The sequence below is a fragment of the Vibrio comitans genome (assembly GCA_024346835.1).
Taxonomy (GTDB): Bacteria; Pseudomonadota; Gammaproteobacteria; order Enterobacterales; family Vibrionaceae; genus Vibrio; species Vibrio comitans.
In genome coordinates, this window is sequence record AP024867.1 from 916,017 (window position 1) to 925,466 (window position 9,450).

General features: G+C 45.5%; 7 protein-coding genes. 5 read left to right on the top strand and 2 right to left on the bottom strand.

Annotation, left to right across the window (positions count from 1 at the left end):
* Nucleotides 1-47 precede the first annotated feature (47 nt).
* Entirely contained in the window at nucleotides 48-1,052 is a 1,005-nt protein-coding gene (locus OCU46_RS17875) for a putative 2-aminoethylphosphonate ABC transporter substrate-binding protein (protein ID WP_141271490.1), read from the top strand.
* A gap of 308 nt (nucleotides 1,053-1,360) precedes the next feature.
* Here OCU46_RS17875 and OCU46_RS17880 read toward each other — a convergent pair whose 3' ends face one another.
* On the bottom strand, nucleotides 1,361-2,581 hold the full coding sequence (locus OCU46_RS17880; RefSeq protein ID WP_141271489.1) for an MFS transporter: 1,221 nt from the start codon (nucleotides 2,579-2,581) through the stop codon (nucleotides 1,361-1,363).
* A gap of 9 nt (nucleotides 2,582-2,590) precedes the next feature.
* A complete protein-coding gene (locus OCU46_RS17885; protein ID WP_141271488.1) occupies nucleotides 2,591-2,785 on the bottom strand; it encodes a hypothetical protein in 195 nt (64 codons plus the stop codon).
* Between the two features lie 261 nt (nucleotides 2,786-3,046).
* Between OCU46_RS17885 and OCU46_RS17890 the strand changes: the two genes are divergently transcribed.
* The 4 genes from OCU46_RS17890 to OCU46_RS17905 all read left to right on the top strand — a co-directional run bounded on the left by OCU46_RS17890 (nucleotide 3,047) and on the right by OCU46_RS17905 (nucleotide 9,138).
* A complete protein-coding gene (locus OCU46_RS17890) occupies nucleotides 3,047-4,168 on the top strand; it encodes a putative 2-aminoethylphosphonate ABC transporter ATP-binding protein (RefSeq protein ID WP_141271487.1) in 1,122 nt (373 codons plus the stop codon).
* A gap of 17 nt (nucleotides 4,169-4,185) precedes the next feature.
* Entirely contained in the window at nucleotides 4,186-5,907 is a 1,722-nt protein-coding gene (locus tag OCU46_RS17895) for a putative 2-aminoethylphosphonate ABC transporter permease subunit (protein ID WP_307722293.1), read from the top strand.
* Nucleotides 5,908-5,934: 27 nt separating this feature from the next.
* Nucleotides 5,935-6,639: a phosphonate utilization transcriptional regulator PhnR gene (phnR, locus tag OCU46_RS17900; protein ID WP_141271485.1), complete on the top strand. Its 705-nt coding sequence runs from the start codon at nucleotides 5,935-5,937 to the stop codon at nucleotides 6,637-6,639.
* A gap of 1,092 nt (nucleotides 6,640-7,731) precedes the next feature.
* A complete protein-coding gene (locus OCU46_RS17905; RefSeq protein WP_141271484.1) occupies nucleotides 7,732-9,138 on the top strand; it encodes an FAD-dependent oxidoreductase in 1,407 nt (468 codons plus the stop codon).
* Nucleotides 9,139-9,450: the final 312 nt, after the last annotated feature.

Sequence of the window (9,450 nt, forward strand, 5' to 3'; positions counted from 1 at the left end):
AGCTCTCGTTATCTGGTACAGACCATCAATATTTAAGGATTAAGAAGATGAAAAACCGTTTTATTAAGGGTTCTTTGGCAGCATTAGTGGCGACACTGGCAACAAATGTATTTGCAGCAACAGAAGTTACGGTTTACACCGCTTTTGAGGCAGATATTCTGGCTAAATACAAAAATGCATTTGAGAAAGCTAACCCAGATATCCAAATTAAATGGGTTCGTGACTCAACGGGCATCATGACTGCGAAATTACTAGCAGAAAAGAATAACCCTCAAGCTGAAGTAGTATGGGGACTGGCTGGTTCTTCAATGGCTCTGCTAAAAGAAGAGGGCATTCTTATGCCTTATACCCCAAGTGGTCTAGACAACCTACGTGCTGAGTTAAACGACCCACAGGCAGAACAAGCTTGGTACGGCAATGACGCATTCTTTAATGCCGTTTGCTTTAACGAAGCTGTTGCTGAGCAACTCGATCTGCCAAAACCAACATCTTGGGAAGACCTAACTAACCCTGTATACAAAGGCCAGATTGCAATGCCAAACCCTGCTTCTTCAGGTACGGGTTACATGCAAGTTTCGGCATGGCTACAGAACATGGGTGAGGACAAAGGCTGGGAATACATGAAAGACCTTCACCAGAACATTGCTCACTATACACATTCTGGCTCTAAACCATGTGTAGAAGCCGGTATGGGTGAGGTTGCTATCGGTATTTCTATGGCAAGCCGTGGCGCTAGATTGAAAACTCAAGGTGCTCCGCTAGACGTGATCACTCCAGCAGGTATTGGCTGGGAATCAGAAGCTGTTGGCCTTGTGGCAGAATCAGATGCGGCTAAGCGCGTAGTTGATTGGTCTATCTCAAAAGAAGCTAATGAGCTTTACATTGAAATGTACCCAGTTGTAGGTCACAAAGAAGTAGAAGCAACCATCGCTAACTTCCCGAACGTACAACAAAAAATGGCTAAAATGGACTTTGCTCGCATGGGCAACGAGCGCGCAGACGTACTAAAAACTTGGTCTGATAAGTTCGACGGTAAGTCAGAAGCGAAGTAATTCGTGCTTTAGGATGACGTGTAGCTGAACTTTGTATCTGCCACCCCGTCATCCTGATGAAAATCAGGACCTTAGGGTGCACATAGTTTGGATTTGTACTCTCTAAGGTCCTGGATAGTTGCTTCGCAACTTCCAGGATGACGTGGTTTCGAGGTAAAATTGAACCTCCGCATTAATCCAAGCGCACTGCGTCATCCTGACGAAAGTCAGGACCTTAGAGCGCACATAGTTTGAATTTACACTCTCCAAGGCCCTAAATAATTGCTTTGCAATTTCCAGGATGACGAAGCTTACATAATCAACCTATCTCAACTCGCCACCGCAACCCTGCGATCAACAGGTGTAGCATTAATCGGTAAATGCACAACAGCCGCCAGCAATGCCAAGGCCACAGTAGACCACCAAATCGGTTCATACGAGCCGTAATGGTCGTAGATGCTACCGCCAGCCCAAGCGCCTAAGAAACTGCCAATCTGATGACTCAAGAACACCAAGCCATACAAAGTGGACATGTACTGAGGGCCAAAGATTTGGCGCACCAAACCTGAGGTAAGTGGCACGGTTCCTAGCCACACAAAGCCAATCGCACCACCAAATATCGTCGCACTAAACTCAGTAATAGGCAGTGTCACAAATGCGGCAATAATGGCTGCGCGAAGCAGATAGAGCACGAAGCTGATATGTCGCTTATCAAACTTATCCGCCATCATTCCCCAAAAGTACGAGCCAAAGATGTTGAAGATACCAACATAAGCCAGCGCCATAGCTGCGCTTGATGCAGGTAAGTTTTTATCGGCTAGATAGCTTGGCAGGTGAGTTGCGATAAACATCACGTGGAAGCCACAGACGAAGAAGCCTAGGTGGATCAGCCAGTACCCTTTATGAGTAAACGCTTCTTTTATTGCTTCTTTTAAGGTGATGTCATCATGATGCTTTGGTTCTTGAGCGCTGGTGACTTTAGCTTTTTTGTTACTCTTCATGAAGGCAACAAAGGCAATCATTAAGGTACATAATATTGCAAAGCCTTGCAGTGCTCCCTGCCAACCGAAGTTAGCCAGCATAGCTTGTGCGCCAGGGATCATGGCAAACATACCAAAAGAACCCGCAGCCGTAGTGAGGCCAAATGCTTTTGCAGCATGCTGCGCAGGAACCACCTTGGCTACTACACCTAAAATGATCACGTAGCTAGTCGCACTTAACCCCAGTCCAACTAGCGCGCCCAGTGACAAATATACAACCGCAGTAGAGGTAGTGATTGAGGTCAGAAATAGACCTAAGCCGTAGGCTAATGCACCCATGATAATGATGCGTTTAGCACCCCATTTATCAGCGGCCATACCAACGAAGGGTTGGAACATTCCAAACAGTAGGTTTTGCAGTGCGATAGCAAGGCTGAAGAACTCACGACCCGTATCAAAATAGTCTGAGATTGGCATCATAAAGATACCAAACGACTGTCTGATCCCTAGGCTGATGATTAATATACCAATCCCTATCCACACGATAGGTGGGAAACGAAAAATGCTCATGTGTGGCTCCTAGTGATGGTGCTTGTGTTGGTGGTGTTCGGCGTGCATGTGACCCTCTATAGAATCATGCTGATGGCAACCTGCAGCCATGGCTTGCTCTGCAAGTACATCTAGCATCGGTTGGCAGTTATGTACCGCTAGCAAACTGACGCTAAGCAAGAGTGCCCAACGTACCAATTGTGCGGTCAAAGATTGTGAGAACATAGGTAAAGGTTGTTCGAAATTGAAGGCGCGAATAGTAAGGATAGAGCACGCATGAAGCAAATGATAAAAAGTGGATTACTCTATGCAACTCATGCATATATTAGGAAATAGTAAAGGCTGGCATGTGCTCCTTCTTTTATTGGAGTTGCAGTATTGCCCGCTAATTGGAAAAACTGCGAATTGTCATAATTTGTCTACCTAAGTGTAATCTGCCTGTCACGCAATAAAACTATGGTTGGTATATACCATTTGGAGGGTGTTATGGATACCAATCAAACCTATTTACAGATTAACAATGTAGTGAAGCAATTCGGTCAATTCACTGCACTTAAAGACATTTCATTGAGCATTAACAAGGGGGAGTTTGTTTGCTTTCTTGGCCCTTCTGGTTGCGGAAAAACGACCTTACTGCGTGCAATCGCAGGCTTAGACTTGCCAACGTATGGGCAGATTGAGCAAGCAGATAAAGACATTACCTTTTTACCACCAGAAAAACGCGACTTTGGCATTGTGTTCCAGTCTTACGCGCTTTTCCCAAATCTGACGGTTTCAGAAAATATTGCTATTGGTTTGCGCAACCAAGGTTCAAGCAAAGTAGAGGCTGAGGAAACAGTGAATCAATGGCTAGACACCATTGGCTTGCCTACGTCAGGTAATAAATACCCTAGTCAGCTATCGGGTGGTCAGCAGCAGCGTATTGCTTTAGCTCGCGCACTTGCGCTTTCTCCAGGGTTATTACTGCTAGATGAACCACTATCGGCACTGGACGCGAAAGTGCGTACTCACCTTCGTGAAGAAATTTGCCTTCTGCAGCGCAAACTGGGCATCACTACCATTATGGTTACGCACGATCAGGAAGAAGCGCTATCTATGGCTGACCGCATCGTAGTGATGAACCATGGTGTGATTGAACAAGTTGGAACGCCACAAGAAATCTATGAAAAGCCAGCTACTCGCTTTGTTGCTGAATTCGTAGGTAGCATGAACTTCCTTGAAGCGAAAAAGGTCAGTGACACACAAGTGGTCGTGCATGACCATTTAATTGACGTTGAGTGTGCCAAGTTCATGCAAAACACGGTGGTCTCTGAAGCACTGGGTGATAAGTTTGAGCTAGCCTTGAGACCAGAGAGTCTGTTCTTTACTGAATCCAATCAAAACTCACTCACAGTGATGATTGAAATGCTTGAATTCCAAGGTGCCTATATGCGCGTAGATTGCCGCATCTACGGCCATCCAGAGTTACCATTGATTGGTGTAGATGTGCCAGTAAGAGAAGCAAGAAAGCTGGACTTGAAGGTTCATGAAATCCGTTATCTCGAGTTTGTCACTAAGCATATGCATGCCTACCCACTCGCTAAACAAATCGTGGAAGAGGCTGCCTAGTCATGAGTACAAGCGCAATGGACCATAATCCTGTACCAAACAAGGTGCCAAGTGCCAATATTTGGACGTTTTGGACTAAGAAGTTAAGCCGTGACAACTTAATGCTTCTCGGTATTTTGGGTATTCTGTCGCTCTTCATGTTGGTCTTCATCTTGATGCCATTGTGGGCGATGTTAACGAAAAGTGTGCAGAACTCTAGTGGCGAGTTTGTAGGCCTTGAGAACTTTATCACTTACTTCTCATCACCGAGTTTATGGTATTCACTGACTAACACATTGACCATTGGCTTTTTGGTTATGGTAATTGTGGGCGTGCTTGCGTTTGGTTACGCCTTTGCTCTTACACGCTCATGCATGCCATTTAAGACGCTATTTCAGGTGTTGGGTATGGCTCCTATATTGGCTCCATCACTTCTACCAGCTATCAGCTTGATCTTTTTGTTTGGTAATCAAGGCGTACTCAAGGATTGGCTTGGCGGTCAGTCTGTGTATGGCTTGATTGGTATCACAATGGGATTGGTGTTCTGGACATTCCCTCATGCATTGATGATTCTGACGACCTCTCTTCGTACTTCTGACGCAAGGCTGTATGAGGCCGCTAGAGCACTGAAGACCTCACCACTTAAGACGTTTTTCATGGTGACGCTTCCTGCTGCAAAGTATGGTCTCATTAGTACGTTAATTGTGGTGTTTACCCTAGTGGTGTGTGACTTTGGTGTGCCTAAGGTTATTGGCGGTAGCTACAACGTTTTAGCTACTGACATCTTCAAGCAGGTGGTAGGGCAGCAGAACTTCGCGATGGGTGCGGTGACCAGTATCTTACTGCTGTTACCAGCTCTACTTGCGTTTGCTGTGGATCGCTGGGTGCAAAAGAAGCAAAAGAGTCTATTTGATACCCGATCAGTTGCTTACGAGCCAAAACCAAACAAGCTTCGTGACAATGCCTGTCTTGTATATTGCATCGTAATTTGTATCGCAGTGCTGGGTGTTTTAGGGATGGCGGTATATGGCTCTTTGGTCACCTTCTGGCCTTGGAACAAGGCGCTGACGCTAAACAACTATAACTTTAGTGAACTAAGCACTTATGGGTGGAGCCCTTACTTTAACTCACTGACTCTAGCTGGTTGGACAGCGTTAATCGGCACGGTTGTTATCTTCATCGGTGCGTACTGCATTGAGAAAGGACGAGCATTTGCTCCTCTTCGCCAAGCAATGCAGATGCTAAGTGTGGTACCTATGGCTGTACCGGGAATGGTACTTGGTTTGGGCTACATCTTCTATTTCAACGATGCGAATAACCCCTTAAATGTCATGTATGGAACGATGGCATTCTTGGTGGTGAACACTGTAGTGCATTACTACACGGTAGGACATATGACGGCTGTGACTTCACTGAAACAGATACCCGCTGAAATCGAATCTACAGCGGCATCGGTGAAACTGCCGCAGTACAAGTTATTCTTTAAGGTGACGCTACCAGTTTGTTTACCCGCTATTCTAGATATTGCTACATACTTATTTATCAATGCTTTAACCACGACCTCGGCAGTAGTATTCTTGTATTCCACTAATACCATTCCTGCTTCTATTTCAGTGTTGAATATGGATGATACTGGGCAAACAGGCGCAGCCGCAGCAATGGCTGTGATGATCATGATTTCGGCAGCAACCGCTAAACTGGTACACGTTGTGTTAGACAAAGTATTAGGAAAGAAAACTCAAGCCTGGCGTAAGCGATGAGCTTGTAACAAACGAAAAGGAAACTCCGTGCAGTACGTAAAAATTAAAGACGTTATCGTTGAGCAAATTGAGTCAGGCTTACTGAGCCCAAGACAAAAACTGCCTTCTGAGCGCAAATTAGCTGAATCGTTTGATACCACGCGAGTCACTTTACGAGAAGCGCTGTCATTGCTTGAAGCTGAAGGAAAGATCTACCGAGAAGATCGCCGTGGCTGGTTTATCTCACCTGCGCCACTGCGCTACGACCCGACGCGAACCCTTAACTTTAACAATATGGCGTTGCAGCAAAACCGCATACCAAGAACGGAACTAGCGCTGTCTAAGAACGTGATGGCAACCAAGCAGGCTTCTGAGTTGCTTGATTTGCCACCATTTTCAGATGTTATTCAGGTTGAGCGTGTTCGTTACCTTGAAGATAGACCTGTGGTGTATGTGATTAACTATATTCGCCCTGAAATGGTGCCAAATCTGCTTGATCACGATTTGTCTCAATCACTCACTGAACTATACAAAGAGCACTTCGGTATTGAGTACTTAGAGACCCGCTATCGCGTTAGCACCACCTCATTACTAGGGCAAACAGCAACCGCGCTTCGCGCCACATCAGGCAGCCCAGCCATGATGGTCGAGCGCCTCAACTACGACCAACATGGTAACCTAGTTGACTGTGATATCGAATACTGGCGCCACGATGCAATTTGTATCGAATCCTTTGCCAAGTTGGAGCGGTGAGTTTGTTGTGAAGGGACGCAGTTGCTTGCCATGATTACATCGTCATCCAGGAAGCTGCAAAGCAGCTATCCAGGACCTTAGAGAGTGCTGAACTTAGACATTGCCTATCTAATTCTGTGCTCACTAAGGTCCTGACTTTCGTCAGGATGACGCAGTGGTTCGGGTGAGGTTTTGTTCGAATGATGCAGACGTGATGGTTTCGATGACGTTTGATTCGAATTATGGGGGCTCGGTTGTTCAGGTGAGGTTTGATTTGAGTGGCGAGGGTTCGATGGATACAACGACACATTTCGCACGCCATCACCTCCATCGTCATCCTGGAAGTTGCAAAGCAACTATCCAGGATCTTAGAGAGTAACGAACTTAGCTATTACCTAATCTAACTAGGTGTGCACCAAGGTCCTGACGTTCGTCAGGATGACGCGGTGGTTCGGGTGAGGTTTGGTTAGCTAGATGTAGACGCAGTGGTTTCGATGACGTTTGATTCGAATTATGGGGGCTCGGTTGTTCAGGTGAAGTTTGATTTGAGTGGCGAGGGTTCGATGGATACGACGACACATTTCGCACGCCATCACCTCCATCGTCATCCTGGAAACTGCAGAGCAGTTATCCAGGATCTTAGAGAGCACTAAACCTAGCCTTTGCCGAACCTAACTCAGTGCGCACCAAGATCCTGATTTTCATCAGGATGACGTGGTAGCTCGAGTGAGATTTTGTTCGAATGATGCAGACGCGGTGGTTTCGATGACGTTTGATTTGAATTATGTGGACTCGGTAGTTCAGGTGAGGTTTGATTCAAGTGACGAGGGTTCGGTGGACGTGGTGGCTCAGTTCGCACACCATAACCTCCATCGTCATCCTGGAAACTGCAGAGCAGTTATCCAGGATCTTAGAGAGAACCGATCTTAGCCAATACTTAATCTAACTCAGTACGCACTAAGGTCCTGATTTTCATCAGGATGACGTTATGGTACAGGTTACCACGATTTTATAATTCAACTTTTATACACAACCCAGACAAAAACTCTGGGTTAAATTCTCACGCCTAAAATTCGGCGTATTGTACAAAAATAACTCAAAAGCAGGTGTGTCATGAGTGAAAAAACGCATCCTTGTCATTGGATTGCAGAAGCCAAACAAAAGGAAAATTGGGAAGAGCCTAGTCCTCTACAACAAGATATCGAAGCTGATGTCTGTATTGTTGGCGGTGGCTATACGGGGCTTTGGACAGCCATCATGCTCAAAAAAAAGTCACCGGAAACTAAGGTGGTTGTTTTAGAAAAGCGTTTCTGTGGTTCGGGAGCATCTGGTGTGAATGGCGGTTGCATGCTGACGTGGGCGACAAAATATCCATCTATGGTAAAGCTGTTTGGTGAGCAACAAGCGAAGTTTCTAGTGCAAGAGTCCGAGCAGGTCATTTACGAGATTGAAGCCTTTTGTAAAGAGCACGATATTGATGCAGGTCTTCGTCGCCATGGCACTTACTATACTGCTACCAACTCGGCCCAATGTGGCTCAATGAGCCCAACGGTAGATAAGCTTGAAGCCCTTGGAATAAACAGTTGGCGCCAAGTCACTGAGCAAGAGCTAAAAGAGAATACGGGTTCCAACAAGCACATCGAGGGTTATTTCTCAGAAGCAGCAGGAAGTGTCCAGCCCGCTTTATTGGCTAGAGGACTACGAAAAGTCGCACTGCAGCTTGGTGTTGAAATCTATGAAAATACTGAGATGACCAAACTTGATTATGGTCAGCCTGCAAAGGTTGTGACTAAGCAAGGAATCGTTACTGCAAAGAAGGTGGTATTAGCCCTCAATGCCTGGATGGTCGAGCAGTTCAAAGCGTTTAAAAATAGCATTGTGGTGGTTTCTTCGGATATGGTGATCACTAAACCAAATCCAGACAAGCTTAAGCAGGCGATGCTAGCCGATGGCGCTACTGTAGTCGATTCCCGCATCTTTGTTCACTACTATCGCGATACTGTTGATGGGCGCTTGATGCTAGGAAAGGGAGGAAACCAGTTTTCCTTTAACAACCAAGTAGAGCCAATGTTTAATCAAGAGTCAAAGTACTTGGGCTTGCTAAAGCATTCTTTTGATACGCTTTTCCCTAATATTGGGGGAGAGCAGATTACTGCCAACTGGACCGGCGGCTCTGATCGCTCCACTACGGGTTTCCCCTTCTTTGGCAATATTAAGCAGCAAGACAATGTGTTTTATGGATTAGGCTATTCTGGCAACGGGGTAGCTCAGACTCGCATTGGTGGCAAGATCTTATCTTCAATGGTGCTTGGTGAAGACAATGAGTATGCCAGTTGCTCATTAACAGGTGGTCCGAGAGGATACTTTCCGCCAGAGCCTGCGCGTTGGTTAGGGGCCATGGCGGTTCGAGATGCAGTTCGTCGAAAAGAGACTGCAGAAGACAAAGAGCAAAAGCCTTTAGTAATAGACAAGCTATTGGCAAAGTTAGCAGGCCCTGCGGGTAAGGCTGATAAGGTATAGATTGATATTTAATCAGTTAGTTAGCGCTTGTTTTCATATATGTAAAAATTAGTTTGTAAAAAAGGGGACTGTTTAGCAGTCCCTTTTTTTATACAGTAGTCGGTCAGCAGTATGTCCAGAGTACCTTCGCGTATAGCTTAATGCTTTTATCCTCCTGCCTCTGATGAGTATTAATAGGTTGAACATAGGAATTTCATCTAATTAATCAGATAGTTGCCTATCAAAGTCACGGAAAGGAGATGATTAAAGATAAAAGCAATTTTTTTCTGAATTATTCATCAAATTCTTAGTAATGGACCATACTTTTGTTTA